This window comes from Streptomyces sp. NBC_01276 (genome assembly GCF_041435355.1).
In the GTDB taxonomy this organism is placed as follows: Bacteria; Actinomycetota; Actinomycetes; order Streptomycetales; family Streptomycetaceae; genus Streptomyces.
This window is the reverse complement of the sequence record NZ_CP108443.1, coordinates 480,147-504,050: the sequence shown is the minus strand read 5'-3', so window position 1 is coordinate 504,050 and position 23,904 is coordinate 480,147. Positions and strand designations below refer to the sequence as shown.

The window sequence follows — 23,904 nt, the reverse complement described above, 5'->3', positions numbered from 1 at the left end:
CCTTCCAGCACGCCAACTCCCCTACCTGGGACTCCTCGGCGCGCCTGAGGTGCAGTCGGGTCCGGTGGTCACGCTCGTCACCCCCGTCGGCAAGGCCGGCGCCCCCATCGAGATCGTCGGCAGCGGGTTCGAGCAGGGGGTCGTGGTCGACTTCGGCACGGTGCCGAGCAGGCCGGGCCGGGGCGGTTCCGGCCGTGGGACACCCGGCGCTCATGCCCGGACGGCAGGCTCCTTCAGGCCCGGCGGACCCGCCAGAGCCATGCCGCCGTCCCGGCCAGCACGGCGAGTGTGACCAGGTTGGCCAGGAGGGCCGGGGTGCCGGCCGGGCCGCCCGCCTGGTTGTAGACGCCGATGACGGCGGTCGGCAGGACGGCGGTGAGCAGGACACCGGTTGTCTTCTGGACGGCGCTCCAGTGCACCGAGGTGCAGAGGAGCACCGCGCCGGTGATGCGGAACAGGACGCCGACCAGCGGCCCGGAGTGGTCGGGGAAGACCATGATGAAGGCCAGCGAGAGGGTGAGCATCAGGAGCGGGACCAGGGGGTGCACCTTGCCCCGCCGGTCGGGTGCGTCGACACCGCTCAGGGCCGAGGTACCGGCGGCCCCGCTTCCCGCCTCGGCCAGCGCCGTTGCCGCGATCGCGCGGGGGTCCCCCAGCTCCGCGAGGATCTCCCCGATCGCCGCGTCGGGGCGCTCGGCACAGGTCACCTCGATGTGCTCGGCGAGATCGGCGAGGAGTTCCTGGCGGCGGTCGGCGGGCAGTGCGGAGCCCTCGCGTTCGACGGCGTCGAGGTAGTCGCTTATGCGGTCGGCAGAGGTCTTCATTCGGGGTCTCCGGTGGAGGGGCGCGGGGTGGTCAGGAAGGCGTCGACGGCGTTGCGGAAGCCCGGCCAGACGCGGGTGAACTCGTCGAGCGCGGCCCGGCCGCTGTCGGTGAGGGCGTAGTAGCGACGGGGTGGTCCGGAGGCGGATTCCTGCCAGGTGGTGGTGACCAGGTCGTCGCGGCGGAGCCGGGAGAGCAGCGGGTAGACCGTGCCCTGGCTGGTGGCCAGGGCACCGGAGTCCTCCAGGGCGTGGAGGAGTTCCACGCCGTAGCGGGGACGGTCCCGCATCAGGGCGAGGACGCAGTACTCCAGGACGCCCTTGCGCAGTTGGGCGGCCGCCCGGGCCTGTTTGGCCGAATCGCCTGGTTCCATGCAATGCAAGATACCCGGCGATACCAATGCATGTGAAGGGGGCCGACCGCGTCCTCGGCGATCTCCACCCGGACCTGGGCCGTGCGGCGTCGCCGCCGGTTCCCCCGCGGGGATGATCCTCCCGGTCAGGTCCGGGCGATCAGGGCGTACCTCTCGTCGGTGACCGGTCCGCCCCGAACCGGCCCGCGAAGCTCCCATCGACAGCACACGCGGCGGAACGGTCCCGCCGCTCCGCGTCCGGCGTCCGGTGTCCGGTGTCCGGCGTCCGGACACGACGCCTCCCTCGGCGGGGCGGTTCCGAGCGCGGCGACGCGCTGCCGGGCGGTGGCTCGTCAGCGCTCCGTCGGCGCCGTACGGGCGGCTGCGCGGACGTCGAAGGGGACGGCGCCGATCCGGTAGCCCCGTTCGTCGAGCAGGTGGCCGCTGACCTTCATCAGCCACAGCACGACGGCGCGGTCGGTGATCTCCAGGCCCGGTGCGCGCTCGTTGAGCCGCACCTCGAAGCGCTGGGCGTCCGCGAGGGACTTCACCCAGGCGACGACGAGCAGGTTGTGGCGGCCGGTCACGCCCGCGCACAGCCGTACCTCCCGGACGCCCGTGACGAGCCGGGAGACGCTTTCAAGGGCGCCGGCCGCCACCCGGCCCCAGTAGACGACCGCGACCGGCCACTCGGAGAGCGGCCTGGCGACCTCGCAGCGGGTCTGGAGCATCCCGGCGGCGAACAGGCGGCCGAGCCTGCGCCGTACGGTGTCCGGGCTCGCTCCGGAGCTCTCGGCCAGCGCGCGGTAGGTCGCGCGGCCGTCGACCGACAGTACGGCGATGAGATCGTGGTCCAGGTCGGTGAGGGGAAAGACGGGTACCTCGCCCCGGGCAGGTTCCCCGTCGGCGAGGCGGGCGATCTGGCCGCGGTCGAGGGCGCGCAGGCGCCAGCGGCTGCCCTCCGTGTAGACGGTGCTCGCGAGATGGGTGCGGGTGGCGCTGATGCCGGGCATCGAGCCGAGTCCCCGGGTCACCCAGTGAGTGAGCGCGACGAGGTCGGGAGCCAGGACGGTGACGAGCAGATCGCCGTCGCCGCTGACGTGCTCGACGGCGGTGACGTGGGGCAGCGCGGCCAGCGCGCGGGCGACGTCGAGCAGGCTGCCGTTGGCGCAGTCGACCTCGACGAAGGCGAGCAGTCCCTGACCGGCGGCGGCGAGGACGGGCGCGGGGTGGCAGCTGATCCACGCGGCGCCCGCTTCGGTGAGCCGGTTCCAGCGACGGGCGACCGTGACCGCGTCGAGGCCGAGGACGGAGCCGATCCGGGTCCAGTCCGCGCGCGGGGCGATCTGGAGGGCGTGCACGAGGGCCTGGTCGACATCGTCGAGGGCGTACGGGGCCGGGAGCGGGGCCGGGCCGGACACGGAGCCCGCCGTTCTTCCCGGCTTCGCCGCGGGGAGGGTGCCGGGCGGCGTCCCCGCCCTCTTCCCGGGCGTGGGGCAACGGCCGCCCGCCTTCGCGCTTTCGGCCTCTCGCCCGCTTTCCTGCGTCACGGGGGTCCTCCTGCGTTTTTCCTGCGAATCCGGATCCCTCTACCCGGTGGGGCTTCAGCCTTGCCCTGACCACGGCCGGAACCGTATCAGGAGGTTGACGCAGCATGTCCGTACTGGAACGCGCGAGGGAACTACAGCCCGATCTGGTCCGGCTCCGCCGCTCGCTGCACCGCGAGCCGGAGCTCGGCCTCCAGCTTCCCCGCACCCAGGAGAAGGTACTCGCCGCGCTCGAAGGCCTCCCCCTCGACATCACGCTCGGCCGGGACCTCACCTCCGTCACGGCCGTGCTGCGCGGCGGCCGCCCCGGCGGCGCGGTGCTGCTGCGCGGCGACATGGACGCCCTGCCGGTGGCCGAACGGACGGGGCTCCCGTACGCCTCCGAGGTCGCCGGTCGGATGCACGGCTGCGGACACGATCTGCACACGGCCGGGCTCGTCGGCGCCGCGACCTTGCTCGCGGACCGGCGCGAGGCGCTGCACGGCGATGTCGTCTTCATGTTCCAGCCGGGTGAGGAGGGCTACAACGGCGCCGGCGCGATGATCGAGGAGGGCGTCCTGGACGCGGCGGGCCGGCGCGTCGACGCCGCCTTCGCCCTGCACGTCGCGGCCAACCGGCTGCCCGGCGGCTGGATCGCCTCCCGTCCGGGGACGGTGATGACGGCGTCGGACGTCCTGAAGGTGACGGTCCGCGGTGAGGGCGGCCACGGGTCGGCGCCGCACCGCGCCAAGGATCCGGTGCCCGCCGTCTGCGAGATGGTCACGGCGCTGCAGAACTGGGTGACGCGGACCTTCGACATCTTCGATCCGGTGGTGGTGACCGTCGGCAGTCTGCACGCCGGTACGCAGCAGAACGTGATCCCGGACACCGCCGAGTTCAAGGCCACCGTACGCAGCTACTCCGAGGCCACCCACGAGCGCCTCGCCGAGGGGCTCCCCCGCCTGGTGCGCGGGATCGCCGCCGCGCACGGGCTGGAAGTGGACGTGGCCTACGAGTTGCTCTACCCGGTCACGGTCAACGAGCCCGCGGAGACCGCCTTCGCCATGGACACGGCCCGCGAACTCTTCGGCGCGGGAGAGGTGTGGCACGCGCCGCAGCCGGCCAGCGGTTCGGAGGACTTCTCGTTGGTGCTGCAGCAGGTCCCGGGGGCGATGCTGCTGGTCGGAGCCGCGCCCGAGGGCGCCGACCTGGAGAAGGCGCCGGAGAACCACTCGCCGAGGGCCGTCTTCGACGATGCCGTCCTCGCGCGGCAGGCGGCGCTGCTGGCGGAACTGGCCGAGCGGCGTCTCGCCACGACAGGGGACGGGGCGTGACGCCCCCGGCGGCGCCGCGCCCCGCGAGACGCGACGCCAAGGTCACTGCCGTCGTCGGGCTGCTCGTCGTGTTCGAGCTCGTCAGCGGCTTCCTCCAGGGATCCGCGCCGGCGCTCCTGCCGGCCGTGCGGGACTGGCAGGCCATCAGCGCGTCCGAGGCCCAGTGGTTCACGGCGACCCAGTTCCTGGCCGCCGCGGTGAGCGCGCCCGCCTTCGGGCGGCTCGGCGACCTGTACGGACACCGTCGTCTCACCCGGATCGCCCTCGCCTGCGTCGCGCTCGGTACCCTCCTGGTCGCGCTCGCGCCGAACGTCGCGGTACTGCTGCTCGGCCGGGCGCTGATGGGGCCGCTGGCCGCGCTGTTGCCGCTGGAGATCGGTCTGGTGCGCAGCCGGCTCGACCTTGACGGCGGACGCCGGGCGGTCGGGCTCCTGGTCGGTGCGCTGACCCTGGGATCCCTCCTCGGTCACGCCCTTGCGGGCCCTCTCCTCCATCTCACCGGTGACATCCGCGTCACGCTCTGGGTGCTCGCCGCGCTCGCCTGCGGCTGCGCGGTGCTCTCGTACTGCGGCATTCCCGAGTCCCTCAGCCGGGCGGAAGGCAGGATGGACTGGGCCGGTGCGCTGCTGCTCGGTCCGGCGCTCGTGCTCTTCCTCGGCACCGTGGCCCGGGCGGCCGCCTGGGGCTGGACCTCGTTGCCCACGCCGGCCGGTCTCCTGGCTGCCGCCGCGCTCCTGATCTGGTGGGTCCGGCTCGAACTCGCCCGTCCGTACGCCCTGGTCGACGTGCGGGCGGTCGCCCGGCGGCAGACGGCGGCGTACTACGTCTCGGGTTTCGTCTTCGGCTCGGTGATGCTGGGCGGTCAGGCCGTGGCGATCACCTATCTGGCCGCGTCACCCGCGGTGGGGGGATACGGATTCTCGCTCGCCACCTGGGAGATCAGCCTCTGGGGCGGGGTGCCGCACGTGCTGGCCTTCATCGGGGCGAGCGTCGTGGCCCGGGTGGCCGCGCGGGCCGGTTACCGCAGGATCCTCTTCGCCGCGTTCGGGCTGATGGCGGCCGGCAGCGCGGGCCTGATGGCCTCGTACGCCGTACTTCCGCTGTTCGCCCTGTCGTCCGCGGTGACGGGCTTCGGCATGGGCCTGGCGCTGGGCGGGCTGCCCACCGTCATCGTGGAGGGCAGTGCCGAGGACCGTACGGCGAGCGCCACGGCCGTCTACAACAACCTCAAGACGCTGGGCGGCAGCGTCGCGGGCGCGGGTGCCTCCGTGGTCCTCGGCACGATGGTCGTCGGCGGTACGGAGGTCCCCGCGCTCTCCGCGTATCTGACGATCTGGGGACTGAGCACCCTGGTGTGCGTGCTGGCACTGCTGCTCCAGACGACCGCGTTCCGTCAGGCGGGCTCCGGGGCGGACGGCTCGGGTGCGGACGACGGGGAGGGTACGGCGTCGGGTGCCGGGGCGCGTACGGCGAGCGGCGCGCGGTGACGCCGACGGCGCGTCCGGGTCCGTCCCCCGGATCTCCTTCCGGCGCGCGGTCGTCTCCTCCGATCGACCACGTCCGGAGTCGGTGCGCGCCGTTCCGGCGCGCCTGAGCACGATGAGGTCGGACCCGCACACGCCTTGTCCCCCGATCGGGTGACAGCCGCCGCTGCGGCCGGACCGCTCGTGGGCGCTGGGAGATCGTTTCCCCGACGACGGACGAGCCGGTCGCCCCACCGGAGGTGACGGCCGCGAAGGGGCGGGGGATCAGGCGTGGACGTGGTGCGGGAGTCGGCCGGGGCGGGCCGGGTGGTCATCTGGGAGGAGTCCGCGCGCGACGGCGCGCAGGCCAAGACGCTCATGACAGCGGACTTCCGGGTGCGGCTCGCGCGCCGGCAGGGAGGCATGTTCGGTGCGGACGGGCCGCGGCACGTGGTGTTCGCGGCGGGGTTCCCGGCGGTGTGTGCCGAGGAGTTCGAGGCGGTCCGTCAGGTCGCGGTGGAGGCCGAGGGTGCGGTGAGTGTGGCCGCGGTGTGCCGGGGCGCCGCCCAGGACGTGGTGCAGGCCGTTGCGTCGGTGCGCGGCAGTACGCACGCGCGGGTGATGGTGGTGGTGCCGGCGTCGGAGGCCATGGCGCGGGTGATGGTGCACCGCGGCGCGCGGGCGGCGTTGGAGGAGGGCGTCGCGTGCGTCAAGCGGGCCCGTGACCTCGACGCGTCGGTCGCGGTGGACGTGTGCCTGGCGGATGCCTCCCGCGCCGACTCCGGACTGATGGCCGCGTACGCGCGGGCGATGACGGGGGCCGGGGCGGGCGTGGTGCTGCTGGCCGACACCGTCGGCGGTCAGTTGCCCGCCGGCTGCCGGTCGATGTTCGACGCGGTGGCGGCCGGGGCCGGTGAGGGCGTGGTGCTGGGCGCGCACCTGCACAACGATCTCGGTCTGGGCCTGGCCAACACGCTGCAGGCACTCTCGGCGGGGGTGAGGGTGGTCTCCGCTGCGTGGCTGGGTATCGCGGAGCGGGCCGGGATGGTGGCCACCGAACAGCTGGTGTTCCTCCTGGACCGTCACCCCGAGGAGGTCCTCGGTCCTGATGCGGCACCGTGGTGGACCGCCCCGGACCTGACCGCTCTGACGCCGATCGCGCGGGCGGTGGCCGAGGAGACCGGCGTACCGCTGAGCGTGACCACACCCATCGTCGGCCCCGGGGTCGGCACCCTCTCGACGGGAACCCCCTTCGTGCATCCGCAGCTGTTCCAGCCCTACGACCCCCACGAGGTGCTGGGTGTCGAACCGGCCGTGGTCCTGACCCACTTGGCCAGCGCCCGCGTCGTCACCGCCGTCGCCGCCCGGCTGGGACACGCCCTCGACCAGCAACGGGCACGGGCGGCGATGCGGTGGGTGAAGTCGCGGGCCTACCGCAGCGGCCGGGCCGTCGTCGACGACGCGGCGTTCGCCGCCTACCTCGACGGTCTCGCCCACGCACCGGCCGGAGACACCCGGTGACCGCGACCGCACCCCGCGGCCCCTTCACCGGTGTCGCCGAAGCGCGGCGGGCCCTGGGCGAGGGAACGGCGGTGGTGCTGCCCAACCCCGCACCGCTGACCTACGTCCTCGCCGGGACCGTTCCGGGCGCCGTGAACACGGCCAAAGGCCGGCCGGCCGGCCAGGCCGTCGCCTTGTGGGCCCACCACCCGGACACCCTCACCGCCTTCGACGCGTCCTCGGCGCTCGACGCGGGCCACGCGCGGACAGCCCGCCGGCTCCTGGAGGAGGAACTCCTCACCCTGCTGGTTCCGCTCCGCCGGGACGTGCCCTGCCCCGGGTGGCTCTCACCCGCCGTCCGCGACGGCTGGGCCCTGCTGTTCGGCGCCCGCTGGACCCCCCTGCTGCCCGTCCTCGCCGGCTGTCCGCTGCTCTACGTCAGCAGCGCCAACCGCACCGGCCGGCCGCCCGCCGCCACGGCCTCCGACGCGACCGCCATGTTCCCGCCGCCCGTCCCCGTCCTCACCTCGGACACCCTCACCGGTCGGCACGAGGAAACCCGGGCTCCACGGCGCGCCACCACCACCGTGCGCATCCACCCCGACGGCCGGCTCGAACTCCACCGCCACGGTGCCCAGGACCACGCCTACCCCACCGCCGCCGCCTACCTCCGCCACCTCACCACCGACCAGCCCTGACAACGCATCACCCGCGCACGGGCGGGCCGGGACACGAGGCGGCAAGGGAGACGCGGCGACCGGCGCTGGTCCGCCGTACTCGGAATGGGCCATGGCCAAAGCGTGTTCGCGCGGATCCGCCCGGCTCCGCCCGTAGGAGGGCAGCGTCCTGGTCGTCGACGGTGGAAGGCGCGGCGGAGGCGGCCGGGACCTCGGCCGTGGTTCGCCGGGACGGGCCGCGTGAGCTTGTCGTGCTCGTCCGGGCGGACGCCGGTGATCGAGAACAGGACAGCCACCACGAGTGTGCGTCTCGGGCCGGGATCACTCAGTCGGTCAAGGGACACTGTGTGGCGGTGAATACCTGCTGTACCCAAAGGCCCGCGGCCTGCGCGGCGGTGGCGACGTCCTGCCCGGTGTAGCGGTCCGCAACCCGTCGAAGAGCGTCGACGGCATGCGGGCGGACAGGACATCGGACATGCCCGCAGACTACGGGTCCCCCATCAGCACACCCCCGCGAGCGGCCGAGACCGTCGGGGGCGGATACGCGTGCCTCCCCGAGGAGCGGCACGGTCGGCCAGAGCGTTGGTGGGCGGATCCCAGAGAGGTACGCGGGTGGCTCTCGCTGCCCGCCGTGGTTTCGAACCGCTCCGGCTTCGGCGGGTGTCAGGTGTTGGCTCCCCTCGCGGCGACCGGCCAGCGGTCGACGAGCCTGCCGCCTTGAACGGCCAGCAGCTCGTCGGCGAGGTTGACCGGCGTGCACACGTGGTTGGGCACAACCGCGACCACGGAGCCGATCTGCGGCACGCTCGTGCCTTCGGCTACGCGGACGACCGCGTGGTGCTCCCACATGGCGGTGATCGTCGCGTCCGGGAAGTCCGGCAGGTATCCGCGCCCGGACACCCAGGGAGACTGGTCCGAGCCCAAGACCTTGCTTCCGGCGTCCAGCACGAACCTGTTCGGGTCCGGGACGCTGACGACCGTGGCCGCCGTCACCAGGGCCAGATCCTCGGGCCCGCACGATCCGATGGCCAACTGCGTAGCGTCGTTGAAGGCATACACCCCGGGCCGCTGCTCGTTCACGAACCCCGGCCTCCACTGCCCGACCGTCGGCGTCGACCCGCCGCTGAGCACACGCGGCTCGATGCCCACCGAACGCAGGGCCTCGGCGGCCTCGGCCCACACCGAGTACTGGTGTCAGCCCTCGGCGCCGGGGGCAGTCCTCGGTGACCGAGTGGTCGCGCGGGTCCCGCCGCGGCGGAAGCGGCTTTGGTATGGACCTGACAAGTGGCATGGGCTAGCGTAGCGCCCGACACTCCGTGAGAGCGCTCTCAAGCGTTCAATCCCCCACACCAGGAGGTCTCGTGAAACACACCACCCCCTTACGCGCCACCCTCGCCGCCCTACTCCTGACCGTCGGCCTGGGCGCCGCCCATGCCGGCGTGGCGAGCGCCGTCCCGCTTCCGGAGCCCACCGCGGCATCGTCCGCCTCAGCGCCGTCCGCCTCGGCCGGACTGGTCGACGCGATGCGCCGGGACCTCGGGCTCACCGCTTCCCAGGCCGAGGAACGGCTGAGTGCAGAAAAGGCCGCCGCGGTCGTGGAGAAGACCGCACGGCAGGCCGCGGGTGGTGCCTACGGCGGCTCGTGGTACGAGCCGTCCACCGGCCGGCTCGTCGTCGCGGTGACCGACCGCGCGGAGGAGTCCGAGGTGCGGGCACTGGGCGCCGACACCCGCCTCGTCAGGCACAGCGCCGCCGCGCTGGACCGCGCCAAAGCGCGCCTGGACACGCTGCACGCCCCCGCCGGGGTGGCCGGCTGGCACGTCGACCCGCGGACCAACAGCGTCGTCGTCACGGTCGTGGGTACCGAGCGGGAAGCCCCCGACGTACGGGCGTTCGTCGCTCGGGCCCGGGCCGGCGGCCCCGTCACCGTCGCCGAGACGGCGCAGCCGCCCCGCACCTACGCCGCGGGCACCGTCGGCGGCGACCCGTACCACACCGGCAACGTCCGCTGTTCGATCGGCTTCTCCGTGTACGGCGGCTTCGTGACGGCCGGGCACTGCGGGCAGGCGGGGGCCGCCGTGCGCGGCTGGGACGGGTCCGCGATGGGCACCTTCCAGGGATCCTCGTTCCCCGGCGACGACTACGCGTACGTCGGCATCCACAGCGGCTGGTGGACCGTACCGGTGGTGCTCGGCTGGGGCACCATCCCGGACCAGCTGGTACGCGGCTCCGCCGAGGCACCCGTGGGCGCCTCGATCTGCCGGTCGGGGTCCACGACGCACTGGCACTGCGGCACCGTGCTCGCCAAGAACGAGACCGTCAACTACAGCCAGGGCCCGGTCTACCAGATGACGAAGACCAGCGTCTGCGCCGAGGGAGGCGACTCCGGCGGCTCGTTCCTCAGCGGGGACCAGGCCCAGGGCGTCACCTCCGGCGGCTGGGGCAACTGCTCGTCCGGCGGCCAGACGTGGTTCCAGCCGGTCAACGAAATCCTCAGCCGCTACGGCCTGACGCTGCACACCGCCTGACGCCGGACACGCCTGACCCTGCACACGCCTGAGGTCGGCGCGGCACCAGGTCCCGCGCGGCGCCGGACACCGGCGCATGAACGAGGAACCGTCGGCCGGGGCCCGGTACGTGGCCGGGAGCACGCGGTCCGGACGCCGGCGCGGAGTACCCGCGGCGGCCGTCCGGCCGACGCTCACGTGAGGCTCCGATTCACACCTCTCTGCATCAAGCCAGCCTTAAGAGATCGTTAAGCCGAAGACCGCAAGAGAAAACCCCAGCTCAGAGGCGTGCGAGGAGTGGCGCCTGACGTTGCCATGGCAGTTGCCCCTCCGTAATACTCACTGCCTCGGGTGACATTGCGTCACGTTTGAGAGCGCTCTCGTACCCCGCCTTCACTCTTCACGGCTCGCCCGGCCTGGCCCCCCTCCTCCCCCTCCTCCTCCCCTCCCCTCCCCCACCCAGACAAGGAACCATGCCCATGGCTGCTGCTCATCGCGCACGTCGCCGCTCTCTCGGCGGAGTGGTGCTCCTCGTGACCACCGCCCTGGTCGCGGCGGTGCTCATGTCCTTCACCCGTTCGGTCGCCCCGCCCGCCGAGGCCGCAGGTGTCGCGCAGACCTGGTCCGACGAGTTCGACGGTGCGGCCGGCCGCGCCCCTGACTCCGCCAAGTGGACCCTGGAAACGGGTGGTTCGGGCTTCGGCAACCACGAGCTGCAGTACTACACGAACAGCACGTCGAACGCCGCGCTCGACGGCCAGGGCAACCTCGTCATCACCGCGCGGAAGAACACCGACGCCGGCCTCGGCTGCTGGTACGGGCAGTGCCAGTACACCTCGGCCCGGCTGAACACCGCCAAAACCTTCACCCAGGCGTACGGCCGCTTCGAGGCCCGCATCAAAATCCCGCGCGGCCAGGGCATCTGGCCCGCCTTCTGGATGCTCGGCAACGACCTCGGCAGCGTGGGCTGGCCCAACAGCGGCGAGATCGACATCATGGAGAACATCGGCCGCGAACCCAGCACCGTGCACGGTACGGTGCACGGCCCCGGCTATTCCGGAGCGGGCGGCCTCGGCGCCGCGTACAACCTGCCCGGCGGCCGCGCCTTCGCCGACGACTTCCACGTGTTCGCCGTCGACTGGAGCCCGAACTCCCTCGTCTGGTCGGTGGACGGCACCACGTACAAGACCCTCACGCCGGCCGACACCGGCGGCAACAAGTGGGTCTTCGACCACCCGTTCTTCGTCATCCTCAACCTGGCGGTCGGTGGGGACTGGCCCGGCAGCCCGGACGCCTCCACGTCCTTCCCGCAGACGATGACCGTCGACTACGTCCGCGCCTCCTCCGCCGGCGCCCCTGCCGCACGCCCGATCCGTGGCATCGGCGGCATGTGCGTCGACGTCGCCGGCGGCTCCGACGCCGACCGCACCCCCATCCAGCTGCACGACTGCACCGGCAGCGCGGCCCAGCAGTGGACCATAGCGGGCGACGGCACCGTCCGCGCCCTCGGCAAGTGCCTGGACGTCGCGGGCGGCTCCACCGCCGACGGCGCCGTCGTCCAGCTCTACACCTGCAACGGCACCAACGCCCAGAAGTGGACGTACACCGCCGCCCGTGACCTCACCAACACCGGTGCGGGCAAGTGCCTGGACGCCAAGGGCAACTCCTCCGCCGACGGCACCCGCTTGCAGACCTGGACCTGCACCGGCGCCGCCAACCAGAAGTGGACGGTCGGCTGACCCACCGGCCCAGCCGCGCTCCCCTCTCCCTCCCCCGGCCACGCCTCCCTCCCTTCCCCCTCCCCCCCGGTCCCTGCGTCCGACCGCTCCCCCGCCCGACCTCACGAAGAACGGACCCCCACCGTGACGGCTCGCCACCAACGCACCATGTCCCGTAGAAAACTCCTCGCCGTGACGGCGGGCCTGGCCCTGGCGGTGCCCGCCGCGGCAGCGTGGCTCGAGATGGGCGCCAACGCGTCCACCACCGCCACGCTCCCCCTGGACCTGGTGAACACCACCGGCAACAACACGGTGTACGCCTACGTGCTCGGCCGTGACCCCGCGGCCGGTGGCACCTGGGCCTTCGTCCGGGCCAACGGCTCCAGCCTGTACCACCCGCCGGCTCCGGCCGACGATCAGACCCCGCTCGGGGTCGACTGTGCCATCCCGCTCAACGCGTCCGGCGCCGGAGCGCGGAGGGTGACGCTGCCGCGCCTGGACAGCGGCCGTATCTACTTCTCCGTCGGCGCGAAGCTCACCTTCCTGGTGAACCGCGGCGGCGGTCTGGCCCTGCCGTCGGTGAGCAACCCCACCGACCCCAACGCGAACGTCGCTCACGACTTCTGCGAATTCACCTTCAACAGCGACCAGTTGTACGCCAACATCACGTTCGTCGACATGGTCTCGCTGCCGATCGCCTTCGAACTGGAGACCGAGCAGGGCACCCAGACCGTACGCGGGCTGCCCGCCGACGGACTGTCCCGGGTCGCCGCCGCGCTGCGGGCCCAGTCCGCCGCCGACGGCAGCGACTGGAGCCGACTGATCGTCACCGCGGGCGGTCGCGACGTGCGCGTACTCAGCCCCAACCTGGCGATCCGCGGCAACAGCGCCTTGTTCCGAGGCTACTTCGACAGCTACGTGGACGAGGTGTGGAACAAGTACCGCTCCACCGACCTGCGCATCGACACCCAGTTCACCTGGGGAACCGTCACCGGCCGGGTGAACGGCGACGTCCTCGCCTTCCCCGGAGTCGGCAGCTTCGCCAAGCCGTCCACCCTTTCGATCTTCTCCTGCAGCGACACGCCCTTCACCACGGGCAACGACCTGATGGGCAATCTCAGCGCACGGCTCGCCGCCGCCTTCAACCGCACCACCCTGCTGGACAACCCCCACCAGCCGACCGCCGAGAATCCCGCCGCGTTCTACACCCGACCGCGCACCAACCATTACGCCCGCATCCTGCACAACACCACCCCCGACCATCTCGGGTACGCCTTCCCGTACGACGACGTGCACCCGGCCGGAGTCGACTTCGAGGGCAAGGTGCAGTCCGGCACCCCCGGCCGCTGGACCATCACGGTCGGCGGTCTGGCCGGCGGCGGCACACCGGCCCCGACGCCGACCGCCACCGCTCCGGGCGGCGGGGTCAGCGCCTTCACCACCCTCCAGGCCGAGACGTTCAACGCCCAGTCCGGAGCACAGGTCGAGGCCTGCTCCGACGGCGGCGGCGGATCCGACGTCGGCCATCTGTCCAACGGCGACTGGCTCAAGTTCTCGGCCGTCGCCTTCGGCCCCACCGGCGCCACCCGCTTCGACGCCCGCGTCGCTTCCGGGGCCGCCGGCGGAGTCAGCGGCCTGGTCCAGGTACGCCTCGACAGCCCCACAGCCACCCCGGTCGGCGGCTTCGCCATCGCCAACACCGGCGGCTGGCAGGCCTGGCGCACGGTCCCCGCCGACATCCGCCGCACCACCGGAACCCACGACGTCTACCTGACCTTCGACAGCGGCCAGCCCTCCGACTTCGTCAACGTCAACTGGTTCTCCTTCGCCTAGCCAGGCGGGCGCACGATCGGCGGCAGGGGCGCTGGGGAGGCAGGGAGTCGTATGTGAGAAAGGAGGGGGCCGCTTGTGCGGATCCGAAGGGGGCGGCCCAGTGACCTGAGGCAGAGACTCGTTGTCAGTCGAGCATGCGTCGTCCGGGTCCGATGATTCCGCCGTTGTCGGTCACTGATGCCCAGCGGGCAGTGCTGGAGGGCTGGTTACGTCGCCGTCCGACGGCTCAGGCTTCGGCTCAGCGGTCGCGGATCGTGCTGGAGTGCGCCGGAGGCCACTCGATCATGGAGGTGTCGCTCCGGCTGCGGATCGCTCCGGACACGGTCCGCACCTGGCGGCGCTGCTTCATCGAGTGGGGACTGGACGGCTTGTGCGACGACCCGCGGCCCGGTGTCCCACGGAAGATCACAGTTCCCTGCACCGCGTCACCGGGCAGCGGAGTAAGAAATTCCTCACCAAGCTCGACACAGAAGCCCCGGCTGACCTGCAGGTTCACCTGATCCCGGACAACTGTGCGACCCACAGGACACCCAGCGTCAAACGATGGCTGCCAGCCCACTCACGGTTCCACCTGCACTTCACGCCGACCAGAGCACCCTGGTTGAACCTGGTCGAGCGGTGGTTCGCCGGGCTGGCCCAGAAGAAGCTCAAACGCGGCGTGCACCGCTCCGTCCAGGCCCTCGAACGCGACATCCGGGCCTGGAGCTCGGCGGCGTCCGACAGGCGCCCTACCGGCGCTCATCTCCCCATGCTCACCCCCACCACCGACAACACCCTCCGGGGACGGGCGCGGCGGGGCCGGAGCACGTGAGCGGGGCGTTCAGGGGCGGTTCCACTCCCGTCGGTGCAGCGGGAGAGCACTCAAGGTTTCGGGGCCGCCCGGCCAGTGCATCGCTCCGGCCAGGCTGTGCACGAGCATCAGGCTGTCCAGCCCACCCGGCTCGGGGTGGTGCTGGTATGAATGAGTGGCCAGAACTCGGGGTTGACGTATCTTGCGGATCCTCCTCCGCGGTTCATCAGCGGAGACTGGGGCGTGGTGCGGCGAATTACTCTAGTGCCGCCGTCCTTATCAATGGACCGGCCTCTGCGTGGTCGTGGCTTTCGGTGATCTCTTCGAAGGCTTCTCCCCATATCGCACGAGCCCACTCCGTGAGGCCGCAGGCTGTCAGAAAGGCGATCATCTGCTGGCGGCTGGCGGGCAACGCCTGTCGGTTGACGATCCTGGCGGCCGAGCTGACCGGCAGCAGGCGGCTGCCGCCGGCGAGTTCTGTGAGACGGCGCAGCGGCGGTGCGCGGGCCGCTTCGTAGAAGTACTCCAGTGCTGCGCTCAGCTCATGGCGGCCGTTCGTGAACCGCGGTTGCGGCGGCTTGCGTAGCCGCGCAAGCCGGCCCCGGTCGGCGATTCGGGCATCGATCCAGAGCGTGCCCAGTGTGCGCTTGCCCTTCAGATCTACTCCGCAGGTGCAGGCGGACTTCCTGAGTGTCTCCTCGGTCGGCACGGTCTCGCCCGACGTGGCGCGCTTGAAGGTGCCCGCAGACAGGCCGGTCATGTCGGCGAGTTCGTCGTAGCTCAGGCCTGCCGTGGCGCGGCATCGTCGTAGGGCTGTAGCGAGTTCGGCGCGTTCGGAACGGTGTGGTCGACGGGTTGTTCAGGGCGTCCCGTGATCGTCCCCTTTCTCAGCGGGCGGCGTGCAGGGCGGCGCGGGCCATGGTGGTCACGCGGCCGCGGCCGCCGGGCGTCACGGCGAGGACGACGCCCACACCGATCCCGCCGGCCCCGCTCAGTATCTGCAGTGTCTCGGCCATCAGGATCCCGTTCAGCCGCGGCACCACCGCCAAGGCGAGAACCGCGCTGACGATCGTGCCGATGATCACCGCCTGCGGCATCGTCGGGCCTGCAGTCCGGCCCTCTTCAGCCCTTTCCAGCCCCGCCTGGGCCGCGACCCGTGTTCTGGTACGCCGGCATGGCTTTCCCTCCCGGGGACCACACGGTGGCCCCCTGATGTGTGTGAGAGGGCGCGGGACTGCACCGCCTCACGCTGGTGACGTGACGCCAAGTGGCGTATGTCCAGGGGTGATTGCCGTCGCCGACCCGGTCCCCACGGCATGGCACGCACCCCCGGGATACCCGATAGCACTCGTCCCCACCGGCCGGGACCACCGAGCACCCCTGGCGGAAGTACCGGGAATTCGTCCACCAGTGTCCGCAGTAGCCGTGGGAGACAGCTCCGTCGGGTGGACCGGCGGCATCCCTGAAGTGGTGACGTCACGCAAGGGACCCAGCAGTACCGCGTTGCCGCGCGCGCGAAACGCCCTCTGAAGGGTGTTGCAGAAGGTCCGGTTTCGGCAGGTCGAAGTGGCGCCTGACCTGCTGTTTCGCCGTGTCATGGCGGTTGTGCATGGCGGCGATGGCCTGGACCGCGTGGTGGAGGCCGTCTCCCTTCTGGCGGCAGTCGCGGAGGATCTTCCCGTTCTCCATCCGGGCGAAGGTGTGCTCGACGCGTGCACGGACCCGGCGGTGTTCGGCGTTGTCCTCTTCCTGCCCGCGCAGGAGGGGACGTCCGGCTCTTCTGCGGTGCGGGACGATCAGGCCGGTGCCGAGGCAGGCGCCTTCCGCGATCACAGTCGTCCCGGCCGCCACGGCCGGCAGGCCCGACTCCCGCCACACGTGGGCGTCGGCCTTGTTGCCCGGCGCGGGCCGGGCCGAGGCGATGACCAGGCGGCTGCCTGCGTCGATGATGACCTGCACGTTCGCCGAGAGCCGGTGGTTGCGGGAGGAGGCTCCGACGGTACGGTCGCGGACCGGGATCAAGGTTGCGTCCACGATCCACAGCCGGTCCACGTCGGCGACCGGCCGCGGGGCGGGCTCCAGGGCCGGCAACGGACGCAGGCGTTGGACGACCCGTCAGACGGTGGCCGGAGAGATCACGAGTTCGGGGCGAGCTGCCGCATGGTGAGGTCGGTGCGGTAGTAGACGGCAACCAGCAGGACCCGGTCGGCCAGCGGCAGGCACCACGGCCTGTCGCCACCGGGACCGTTCCCGCCCCGCTCCTTCACTGCTTTCACCAGCTTCGCGAACCGGTCGATTCGCAAGGCCGGCAACGTCTCGACCCACACCGGCTCAGCCCGCAACACCCCACCTATACAGGAGCAATGCCCGGCACTGAGCCTTCTGCGACACCCGTTGGTCCCGGGCGGCCGCACCCGCATCCACTCGCACCGAGTGGCTTGTGGGGTTGGTCAGAGGGTGGGGCAGAGGTTCTTCTGTACGGCGCCGAGGATGAGGGAGCTCTTGGCGGGGCCGAAGCCGCCCGGGTGGTGCGGGCTGATGAATCGCTCCTCTACCTGAGTGACGCGCCTGTTGGGGTTCGTCTCGGTCTTCATCGCGGTGCACTGGTCGAGGCCGCGGCTGATGGCCTTGTCGTCCTTGCCATTGACGATCTCGGGGTCGATGGCGTTGAGGGCGGCGAGGTAGGTGGCTTGCTGGCCGGGCGCGGGTGAGACCTGGACGTCAGTGGCGGCTTTGGGGCTGCTGGAGCTGCACCCGGTGAGAGTGAGCAGGGTGGCCGCGGCGAAGACGGTGGCGAGGTGGAGTGTGCGCATAGCGCCATGGTGGCCAGCGGTCGCCGTCCACGTCTGCTGTGTGACCGTCCTGTGACGCGCGAAAGCCCGGCGGGTGGGCGGGGCTTGTGTCCGTGCACGCCGGACATGCCCCCAGGACGGGGCACGCCGACCGGTTTTGCGACGAGATGCACTTGCGGGGGTAGGGGCTGCGCTTCATGGCCGCGGCGCTGGTCGCCCCGAACCACAGGTGTGACTGCCCGGATGTGTCGTCCGCCGGCGCGGCAGCAGGCCGACCTGTACCCGAGACCGAAGGGTGCTGAGAGGTAGGCCCGTTGCGGCCACGATGTCCCGCAGCGAGTAGAGGCCCTCAGGCATCCAGTCGACGGCGATTCCCCGATGCACACGGCGTGTGAGCCAGGCATCGACGGCAGTCGGGTCGTACAGCCAAGCCTGGCCGCGCCGCCCGATGGCGGCGGGCCAGTCAGGCTCCTGACGGTGGATCTGGCGCGCCCGGAACGGGCGGCGATCTCGGTGATGGTCTCTCCGACGGTGGGGGCGTCGTCGTTCATACGCTCCTCGTCTGTGGTGCGGCCGTGCAGGAGAAGAGCCCTGCCGCACGGGGGGGGCGACGGCAGGGCTCGGGCGGCCAGCGCAGTAGCGGGGAGGCGCTGGTACCCCTCCAGGACGGCTTACGTTACGCCTGGGATGGCTGATACGACACCCCGTCTGGGTGGCTGGATTTCACTTGGTCGGCGCGGGCTGCGGCGGGTTCTGTGGGGCCTGCTCGGTTGCGCGCTGGGCGGCGAGGGTCTCGTTGTTGCGGCGGATCAGCTCGGCCTCGGAGATGGTGGTCTGGACGCGTTCCCTGCGGCCAGGAGGCGGTGTGCTTGGAACTGCGTTTCGATGGCGCCCGGCGCGCGCCATGCGTCGGCGTCTGCCAGAGCGATCATCGCCTTGCGGACGGCCTGGCCCAGAGTTGCCATGGTCGCTTCGGTGATGATGCGGGTACCGACCGGGGCGACGGCGTTGCGCTCCGCGATGTTGGACCTTGGCTGACCGAGTACAAGATCGGTGCCAGACGGCCGGCTGCGCGGGTGCACGTCGGCAGCTGCCGGGATACCCGAACCCGCTGCAAGGCCGCCACCGCCGATCTTGCCCGGTGCGCCCTTTCCGAGGGCGTGGAAGCCTGCCCGGCCTGCCGTCCCGACACCGCCATGGGGGTGCTGGAACGACCGGCCGCCCTCGCTGTGGAGGAACTAGCCCAGGTCAGGGCATGACGGGGACCGCCACGCCGAGCGCGACGGCCGCACGGCGCACCCGGCGCGCGCGGCGACAAGCTCCGCCCGTACCCCCACCCCCGGCCGGTCCCCGGCGGCCGCCAACGCCCTGACGGCCGCGGCGTGGAGCTCCGCCCGCGCGAGCGGCCCGCCCCCGGGAAGAACCGTTAGCTCGGCGGCATCCGCCACCGCGAAACTTCGCTGGGCGCAGTTCGCCAGTTGTGCCGCTCAGTTCGGGGTGCGCGACGCATGCGGGCCAGGCGCCTCTCGCGGGTGACCGCTAGGGCAGACCCACCAGTCCCCAACCGCGGCGCGCAGCCTCGGTGGTCACGTCGCCCCATTCACGCAGAAGCGCGGTGAAGTCCTCGAAGGTGTCCGGGCGGCCTGCCCAGCCCTCGCACTCGGCGGCGAACGGGTCGCGTAGCTCCTCGAGGCGGGACGCCACCTGCGTCCAGGCGCGGGCCTTGCCCGGCAGGGCCTCAGGCGGGCACACCAGAAGGACACGCGGGTGCCAGCGGTCGGTGGGCGCCGGGAAGAACTCTCCGCCGCCGGTCAGCGCAGGATCGTCTTCCGGGTTCGCATCCCAGATCAGATCGATGAGAAAGGTGTCCATCGCATCGCGCACGCACACGTCGACGAGAGGCCGCATGTCAGCCCACGCATCCCCCGCGCGGGCATGCGGGCGGAAGGCACCAGTGGTGGTGAAGAAGTCGTACTCGGCGCACCATGCGGACTCCCGGTCCGGTAGCCACACCCAGCCGCCGCTCCGCCCGCCGGCGTCGTTCGCGCTGTCAAGCTCCGGCGGCCAGAGGGCGGCATCCGCCAGTGCCTCAATCCGCTTCTCGACGGGTATCGCGCTCAAACACTTCCAGTCCGCCATGAACAGCATGAGATCCAAACCCATGGCGGCAGCATCACCAGGCCCGACGTGGGAACCACGGATCGGCCGACACTCCCGCCACGCATCAGCGGCGTACCTGTGACTGGTTCCCAATCGTTCTTGTCAAGCGGTCGAGGTGGCGGCAGCGTCGGGCCGCGCAGGCTGGTGGCGGCGTAACCGGGGTGGACCGCGTGCGCCGGCAGGCGGGATCCGGCCTGCGTCAGCCGTCTCTGGAGCTCGTGGGTGAAGAGCAGCATCCCCGCCTCAGGCGGGCCGGGTGGGGCGTCTGCCCGGGAGCTTCAGGGCGTCGGCCCGGGGCCGGCGGTCTGCGACGGCGGAGCGGGGCGCGGCCGTCGGCGCCGGAGGTGGTACCAGGCCGCCGCGGCTGCGCCGGTGCCGGCGAGGAGGCCGGCCGGCCAGGCGTAGGCGGTCCCGGTGCCGGCGGCGGACGCCGGGGGCGGCGGGGCGGCGGGCGGGGCGGCCGTTCCGGCTCGTTGGGGCCGGGGCGGCGGTAGGAGCGAGCCGACCGGCTCCACCCGGCCGGCGGCGGCGAAGCCCCAGTCCAGCAGGGCCCGCGTCTCCTCGTACACCGCGAAGGCGCCGCCCCGCTGGGGGTTCATGACGGTGACGAGGAGGGTGCGGCCGTCCCGTCGTGCGGCCGTGACCAGGGTGTATCCGGCTTCGGAGGTGTAGCCGTTCTTGACGCCGACGATGCCCGGGTAGACGCCGACGCCGTCCTCGCCGGTCAGCAGCCGGTTGGTGTTCTCGATGCCGTACGTCCAGGCCGGCCGCCCCTCGGCGTCCGTATCCCCGGGGAACTGCGCGTCGGTGAGGGCCGCGTAGCGGGCGAAGTCTGGGTCGGCGAGCCCGGCCCGGCCGAAGACGGCGAGGTCGTAGGCGGAGGACACCTGGCCTTCGGCGTCGTAGCCGTCCGGGGAGACGACGTGGGTGTCGGTCGCGCCCAAGGCGCGGGCTCGGGCTTGCATCTGGGCGGCCGTCTGCGTCCAGCCGCCGTTCATGGAGGCCAGGACGTGGACGGCGTCGTTGCCGGAGCTGAGGAAGACGCCCCGCCACAGGTCGGGGATCCGGTACGTCAGGCCGGCGTCGAGCCCGACGAGGCTGCTGCCCTCGCCCACGTCGGCGAGTTCGGCGTCGGTGACGGTGTGGGTGCCGCCGCGCGGCAGGTGGGGCAGGGCCGTGAGCGCGAAGAGGGTCTTCATGGTGCTGGCGGGCGGCAGTCCCAGGTGGGCGTCGTGGGCGGCGAGCACCTCCCCGCTTCCGGAGTCGGCCACCAGCCAGGACAGTGCGGACAGGTCGTCGGGCAGGGCAGGGGCGCCCGGGTGGGGCCGGACCTGGACCCCGGGGCGGTGTAGCAGGGCGGGGTCCGGCGGGGCCTCGGCGCGCGGCGGAGCGGGCTCGGCCCGCGCCGCGGCGCCGGTGAGCGGGGGCATGAGGACGACGCTCGCGCCGGCTGCCAGGGCGGTCGCCCGGGCGAGGAGCCTGCGTGCTGACGGACTGAGGGCCATCCGGCCACGGTAGGGAGGCTCAAGGGGGTTCGCAGCCCGGCATGGGCCGAGCGGAGCAGCGCCCCGGGCCGGGTGGGGCACCGTCAGCGATCGTGCCGGTGTTCCCCGTGCGGCCGTCTCGCGGTCCTGCCGCGTTGTGCGTACGCCCTCGCGGCGGCGCCGTCCGGGGCCTGACCGGCGCGGTGTGGACCGCCGGTGAGGGGGGGGCGGCCGCGTCGACCTGACGAGCGCCGGCCCGGAGGTCGAGCCACGTGCTGGGCCTCCGGCACTCCGCCGACGAGGACGAGGACGAGGACGAGGACGACAGCCGGCCCGTGGTGGACGGCCTCAGGATCGCCCGGCGCATCTCCGCGGCCGAACCGCCGGCCGGCAGCGCGGCTGGAACGCGGGGTGCGCTGAACGGCGAGGTACGCACGGGCGCGGCGGTCACCTCCGACGAGGGGCCCGCGCGTACGCCCGGCAGACCGGCGGACACAGCTCTTCCTCGCCGCGCCGTGTGACCGCTGTGCGTGGGCAGGCGTGCGTCCCGGCCCACGGACCCCTACGCCCACGGACCTCGGACACGCGCTCACGCGCAGCGCTCACCCCGGGCATCAGCCGATCAGAGGAGCCGGGGTGTCCGGGCCTCCTACGGTGGTCGGGACGTGCGTGCCCGTGGACGTCCGCAGCAGGCGTCCCGGTACGGGTCCGCCCGTACCGCCGCCGCGGCGGCGGTCCCTGGTGCAAGGGCCGATCGACGAAGGGCGGGCGCGGGGCGCTCCGGTGGACGCCCAGGTCGCGCAGCCGGTGTGGCCGGCGCCCTCCGCCCCGACGTGCTGCTCATCGCCTGCACGGACCCGCGTCTGCACGCGGCGTCCATCGTGGGCTCCCTCCCCGGCGAGGTCTTCGAACTCCGCATCCCGGGTGGTTTCGTCCCCGACGGGAGGGACCCCTCGGACATGACCGCCTGCCTGTCCACGGCTGCTGCCACGACCCGGCGAGCGGCGTGGTCACCGTCCTGTGAGGCGGTGAAACGTCAAAGGGCCCCGGCCTCCGTGAGGAGGCCGGGGCCCTGATCGAGCGCTGGGCAGGCCTTGCACCTGCATTCCCCCACGGGAAGTGGGGTGTCTTTCCTTGGACCACCAACGCGAGCCCCGCGACCGGGAGTCCCGGCTGCGAGCACAAGATCGAATATACCCTACGGGCCGGGTGGAGCGGGCGGTTCCTCCCCCGGGTACGTGTCCGTGAGTTCGGCGCCGATCCGGGCCAGCCACTGCCGTACCTCGGGCGGCTCCAGCACCTCGACCCCCGCCCCCAGTCCGGCCAGGTGGCCCGCCAGGGCCTTGGCGGCCGGGCCGGACACCCAGACCTCGGTCCAGCCGTCGGGCAGCGGACCACCGACGCGCACACGGCCGCCGAGGAACCGTTGCAGCAGGGGCAGCGTGTCGGGGCGGACGCGGGCCCGGGCGGTCACCGCGTACATGCCGTCCTGGAAGGCCCCGGACAACGCCCGCCACGCCGTGCCGAGGTCGAAGTCGGGCGGCCGGACCACCGGTTCACCGGTCGGCTCGACGGAGGTGACCCGGCTGAGCCGAAAGGTGCGCAGGCCGCTCTCCGTACCGGCGACCAGGTAGTCCACCCCCGCCTTGGCCACGAGCCCGAGCGGGTCGACGGTACGCTCGCCGGCGGGTTTGCCGAGGCCCGCGTACCCGAGGCGGACTCGGATCCCGTCCACGACGGCGGCCTGGAGCGCGGAACGGTGGACGGCATCGGCGGTGACGGCGTTGCGGGACCAGTCCGTGGCGTCGACGACCCCCGCGCGGGTCGCGGCCTCGGCCTGCGGCCTCAGGGTCGGCGGCAGGGCCCGGACCAGCTTGCGCAGGGCGGTGCGCAGTTCGGGGGTGGCCGACAGGGGGCCGGTGATCAGGAAGAGCGCCCGGATCTCCTCGGCCGTCAGCCCGGTGAGGTCGGTACGGGCGCCGCCGACGAGGGACCAGCCGCCGCCGCGGCCGCGTTGCGAGTAGACGGGGATGCCGGACGTGGCCAGGGCCTCCAGGTCGCGGCGCGCGGTGCGCTGGGACACCTCCAGTTCGGCGGCCACTTCGGGGACGGTGACGCGGCCGCGCTCCTGGAGGAAGAGCAGGGTCGCCACCAGCCGGTCGGCTCTCATGCGTTCTTTCCTCCTGCGTGGGCGGGCTCGTCGTCGCCTTCGCATTTTTCCACGGAAAAGTGGCCGGAGGATGGCCACTTTTGCTTCCAGGATGGACGTATGAACAACACCGAGCAGCTCATCGAGACCCCGTCCGGCTCCACCGGTACCGCCGCAGCCCCCTCCGACCCCGCTTCCGCCGCCTCCCCTTCTTCCTTCGATCCGCGGGCCGACCTCGCCGCGGCCGTCGAGCTGGCGGGCCGTACGCTGGCCGCCGTCCGGCCCGAGCAGTACGACGACCCGACCCCTTGCGAGGAGTTCGACGTGCGGCGGCTGTCCAGCCACCTCGTCGCCGTCGTCCGCCGGATCTCGGTGATCGGGCGCGGCGAGGACCCGTTCGGCGTGCCGTCCTTCGCCGACGAGATCCCCGACGGCGGATGGGCGGCGGCCTGGGAGCCGGGTGCCCGCGAGGTCGCGGAGGTGTGGGCGGATCCGGGCGTCCTGGGGCGGCAGCTGCGCCTGCCGATGGGCGTCCTGCCGGGTGCGGCCGCCGCGGCCGTCTACACCCACGAGCTCACGGTGCACACCTGGGACCTGGCCAGGGCGACCGGACAGGACCCGGAGTGGGACCAGGGCCTGATCGAGCGGGTGATCGACGTCGTACGTCGCGCACTGCCGGCCGAGACCCGTGGCGGGCGGATCCCCTTCGCCGAGGTGGTCGCCGTGGACGCCGGGGCCCCGGCCATCGACCGGCTGGTGGCCTGGGCCGGACGCCGCCCCTGAGGGGCCTCGGGGCG

The 23,904-nt window shown here is 72.5% G+C and carries 21 protein-coding genes and 2 pseudogenes; 12 read left to right on the top strand and 11 right to left on the bottom strand.

The annotated features are described in order from the left end of the window. Nucleotides 1–233: 233 nt before the first annotated feature. The 3 genes from OG295_RS39660 to OG295_RS39650 all read right to left on the bottom strand — a co-directional run bounded on the left by OG295_RS39660 (nucleotide 234) and on the right by OG295_RS39650 (nucleotide 2,595). Nucleotides 234–824, bottom strand: a complete 591-nt coding sequence (locus tag OG295_RS39660; RefSeq protein WP_331738786.1) for a hypothetical protein — start codon at nucleotides 822–824, stop codon at nucleotides 234–236. Beyond that, nucleotides 821–1,195 carry a PadR family transcriptional regulator gene (locus OG295_RS39655; protein WP_331738783.1) on the bottom strand — a complete coding sequence of 125 codons (375 nt, stop codon included), beginning with the start codon at nucleotides 1,193–1,195 and terminating at the stop codon, nucleotides 821–823. The genes OG295_RS39660 and OG295_RS39655 overlap by 4 nt, the downstream gene beginning before the upstream one ends. 332 nt (nucleotides 1,196–1,527) lie before the next feature. Beyond that, nucleotides 1,528–2,595, bottom strand: a complete 1,068-nt coding sequence (locus OG295_RS39650; protein ID WP_331738780.1) for an Lrp/AsnC family transcriptional regulator — start codon at nucleotides 2,593–2,595, stop codon at nucleotides 1,528–1,530. 233 nt (nucleotides 2,596–2,828) lie between these two features. Between OG295_RS39650 and OG295_RS39645 the strand changes: the two genes are divergently transcribed. The 4 genes from OG295_RS39645 (at nucleotide 2,829) to OG295_RS39630 (ending at nucleotide 7,695) form a co-directional block, all read left to right on the top strand. Further along, nucleotides 2,829–4,034, top strand: coding sequence for a M20 family metallopeptidase (locus OG295_RS39645; RefSeq protein WP_331738777.1), 1,206 nt, complete (start codon nucleotides 2,829–2,831; stop codon nucleotides 4,032–4,034). Further along, nucleotides 4,031–5,521, top strand: a complete 1,491-nt coding sequence (locus OG295_RS39640) for an MFS transporter (RefSeq protein WP_331738774.1) — start codon at nucleotides 4,031–4,033, stop codon at nucleotides 5,519–5,521. Before OG295_RS39645 ends, OG295_RS39640 begins: the two co-directional genes overlap by 4 nt. Nucleotides 5,522–5,788: 267 nt before the next feature. Then, a complete protein-coding gene (locus tag OG295_RS39635) occupies nucleotides 5,789–7,018 on the top strand; it encodes a 2-isopropylmalate synthase (RefSeq protein ID WP_371681517.1) in 1,230 nt (409 codons plus the stop codon). Next, a complete protein-coding gene (locus OG295_RS39630; protein WP_331738768.1) occupies nucleotides 7,015–7,695 on the top strand; it encodes a hypothetical protein in 681 nt (226 codons plus the stop codon). The genes OG295_RS39635 and OG295_RS39630 overlap by 4 nt, the downstream gene beginning before the upstream one ends. 642 nt (nucleotides 7,696–8,337) lie before the next feature. On the opposite strand, the gene OG295_RS39625 is transcribed toward OG295_RS39630, so the two are convergent. Beyond that, nucleotides 8,338–8,754: a hypothetical protein gene (locus tag OG295_RS39625; RefSeq protein WP_371681516.1), complete on the bottom strand. Its 417-nt coding sequence runs from the start codon at nucleotides 8,752–8,754 to the stop codon at nucleotides 8,338–8,340. Nucleotides 8,755–9,035: 281 nt separating this feature from the next. Between OG295_RS39625 and OG295_RS39620 the strand changes: the two genes are divergently transcribed. The 5 genes from OG295_RS39620 to OG295_RS39600 all read left to right on the top strand — a co-directional run bounded on the left by OG295_RS39620 (nucleotide 9,036) and on the right by OG295_RS39600 (nucleotide 14,543). Then, the gene (locus OG295_RS39620) at nucleotides 9,036–10,202 is read left to right on the top strand and encodes a S1 family peptidase (protein ID WP_331738763.1); all 1,167 of its coding nucleotides are present in this window, start codon (nucleotides 9,036–9,038) and stop codon (nucleotides 10,200–10,202) included. A 458-nt stretch (nucleotides 10,203–10,660) separates the two neighbouring features. Next, entirely contained in the window at nucleotides 10,661–11,920 is a 1,260-nt protein-coding gene (locus OG295_RS39615) for a family 16 glycosylhydrolase (RefSeq protein WP_331738759.1), read from the top strand. A gap of 147 nt (nucleotides 11,921–12,067) precedes the next feature. Beyond that, the gene (locus tag OG295_RS39610; RefSeq protein ID WP_331738755.1) at nucleotides 12,068–13,732 is read left to right on the top strand and encodes a beta-1,3-glucanase family protein; all 1,665 of its coding nucleotides are present in this window, start codon (nucleotides 12,068–12,070) and stop codon (nucleotides 13,730–13,732) included. A 134-nt stretch (nucleotides 13,733–13,866) separates the two neighbouring features. After that, nucleotides 13,867–14,232: a helix-turn-helix domain-containing protein gene (locus tag OG295_RS39605; RefSeq protein ID WP_331738752.1), complete on the top strand. Its 366-nt coding sequence runs from the start codon at nucleotides 13,867–13,869 to the stop codon at nucleotides 14,230–14,232. Then, the gene (locus OG295_RS39600; RefSeq protein WP_331739032.1) at nucleotides 14,148–14,543 is read left to right on the top strand and encodes a transposase; all 396 of its coding nucleotides are present in this window, start codon (nucleotides 14,148–14,150) and stop codon (nucleotides 14,541–14,543) included. Before OG295_RS39605 ends, OG295_RS39600 begins: the two co-directional genes overlap by 85 nt. A gap of 235 nt (nucleotides 14,544–14,778) precedes the next feature. Here OG295_RS39600 and OG295_RS39595 read toward each other — a convergent pair. From OG295_RS39595 to OG295_RS39580, 4 genes and pseudogenes are all read right to left on the bottom strand, one after another. Continuing rightward, nucleotides 14,779–15,336, bottom strand: a pseudogene (locus OG295_RS39595) (helix-turn-helix domain-containing protein); the annotation flags it as partial. Nucleotides 15,337–15,409: 73 nt separating this feature from the next. Then, entirely contained in the window at nucleotides 15,410–15,607 is a 198-nt protein-coding gene (locus OG295_RS39590) for a hypothetical protein (protein ID WP_331738750.1), read from the bottom strand. A 517-nt stretch (nucleotides 15,608–16,124) separates the two neighbouring features. After that, a pseudogene (locus tag OG295_RS39585) lies at nucleotides 16,125–16,876 on the bottom strand (transposase); the annotation flags it as partial. A gap of 96 nt (nucleotides 16,877–16,972) precedes the next feature. Next, complete coding sequence (locus OG295_RS39580; protein WP_331738748.1) at nucleotides 16,973–17,335, bottom strand: hypothetical protein; 363 nt, start codon at nucleotides 17,333–17,335, stop codon at nucleotides 16,973–16,975. An 848-nt stretch (nucleotides 17,336–18,183) separates the two neighbouring features. Between OG295_RS39580 and OG295_RS39575 the strand changes: the two genes are divergently transcribed. After that, entirely contained in the window at nucleotides 18,184–18,573 is a 390-nt protein-coding gene (locus OG295_RS39575) for a DUF6233 domain-containing protein (RefSeq protein WP_331738745.1), read from the top strand. 280 nt (nucleotides 18,574–18,853) lie between these two features. Here OG295_RS39575 and OG295_RS39570 read toward each other — a convergent pair whose 3' ends face one another. Both OG295_RS39570 and OG295_RS39565 read right to left on the bottom strand, forming a co-directional pair. Further along, nucleotides 18,854–19,477 carry a hypothetical protein gene (locus OG295_RS39570; RefSeq protein ID WP_331738742.1) on the bottom strand — a complete coding sequence of 208 codons (624 nt, stop codon included), beginning with the start codon at nucleotides 19,475–19,477 and terminating at the stop codon, nucleotides 18,854–18,856. A gap of 275 nt (nucleotides 19,478–19,752) precedes the next feature. Further along, nucleotides 19,753–20,979 (bottom strand): serine hydrolase, encoded by a 1,227-nt coding sequence (locus tag OG295_RS39565; protein ID WP_331738739.1) that lies wholly within the window; start codon nucleotides 20,977–20,979, stop codon nucleotides 19,753–19,755. Nucleotides 20,980–21,230: 251 nt separating this feature from the next. Here OG295_RS39565 and OG295_RS39560 point away from each other — a divergent pair, with 251 nt between their 5' ends. Next, nucleotides 21,231–21,479, top strand: coding sequence for a hypothetical protein (locus tag OG295_RS39560; RefSeq protein WP_331738737.1), 249 nt, complete (start codon nucleotides 21,231–21,233; stop codon nucleotides 21,477–21,479). Between the two features lie 677 nt (nucleotides 21,480–22,156). On the opposite strand, the gene OG295_RS39555 is transcribed toward OG295_RS39560, so the two are convergent. Next, nucleotides 22,157–23,128: a WYL domain-containing protein gene (locus tag OG295_RS39555; RefSeq protein ID WP_331738734.1), complete on the bottom strand. Its 972-nt coding sequence runs from the start codon at nucleotides 23,126–23,128 to the stop codon at nucleotides 22,157–22,159. Nucleotides 23,129–23,227: 99 nt separating this feature from the next. Between OG295_RS39555 and OG295_RS39550 the strand changes: the two genes are divergently transcribed. Beyond that, complete coding sequence (locus tag OG295_RS39550) at nucleotides 23,228–23,890, top strand: TIGR03086 family metal-binding protein (RefSeq protein ID WP_331738732.1); 663 nt, start codon at nucleotides 23,228–23,230, stop codon at nucleotides 23,888–23,890. The last annotated feature ends 14 nt before the right edge of the window (nucleotides 23,891–23,904 follow it).

Coding starts and splice junctions, on each gene's coding strand:
- OG295_RS39660 (WP_331738786.1), bottom strand. CDS start 824: ATGAAGACCTCTGCCGACCGCATAAGCGACTACCTCGACGCCGTCGAA.
- OG295_RS39655 (WP_331738783.1), bottom strand. CDS start 1,195: ATGGAACCAGGCGATTCGGCCAAACAGGCCCGGGCGGCCGCCCAACTG.
- OG295_RS39645 (WP_331738777.1), top strand. CDS start 2,829: ATGTCCGTACTGGAACGCGCGAGGGAACTACAGCCCGATCTGGTCCGG.
- OG295_RS39615 (WP_331738759.1), top strand. CDS start 10,661: ATGGCTGCTGCTCATCGCGCACGTCGCCGCTCTCTCGGCGGAGTGGTG.
- OG295_RS39610 (WP_331738755.1), top strand. CDS start 12,068: ATGTCCCGTAGAAAACTCCTCGCCGTGACGGCGGGCCTGGCCCTGGCG.
- OG295_RS39605 (WP_331738752.1), top strand. CDS start 13,867: ATGCGTCGTCCGGGTCCGATGATTCCGCCGTTGTCGGTCACTGATGCC.
- OG295_RS39580 (WP_331738748.1), bottom strand. CDS start 17,335: ATGCGCACACTCCACCTCGCCACCGTCTTCGCCGCGGCCACCCTGCTC.
- OG295_RS39570 (WP_331738742.1), bottom strand. CDS start 19,477: ATGGGTTTGGATCTCATGCTGTTCATGGCGGACTGGAAGTGTTTGAGC.
- OG295_RS39565 (WP_331738739.1), bottom strand. CDS start 20,979: ATGGCCCTCAGTCCGTCAGCACGCAGGCTCCTCGCCCGGGCGACCGCC.
- OG295_RS39555 (WP_331738734.1), bottom strand. CDS start 23,128: ATGAGAGCCGACCGGCTGGTGGCGACCCTGCTCTTCCTCCAGGAGCGC.
- OG295_RS39550 (WP_331738732.1), top strand. CDS start 23,228: ATGAACAACACCGAGCAGCTCATCGAGACCCCGTCCGGCTCCACCGGT.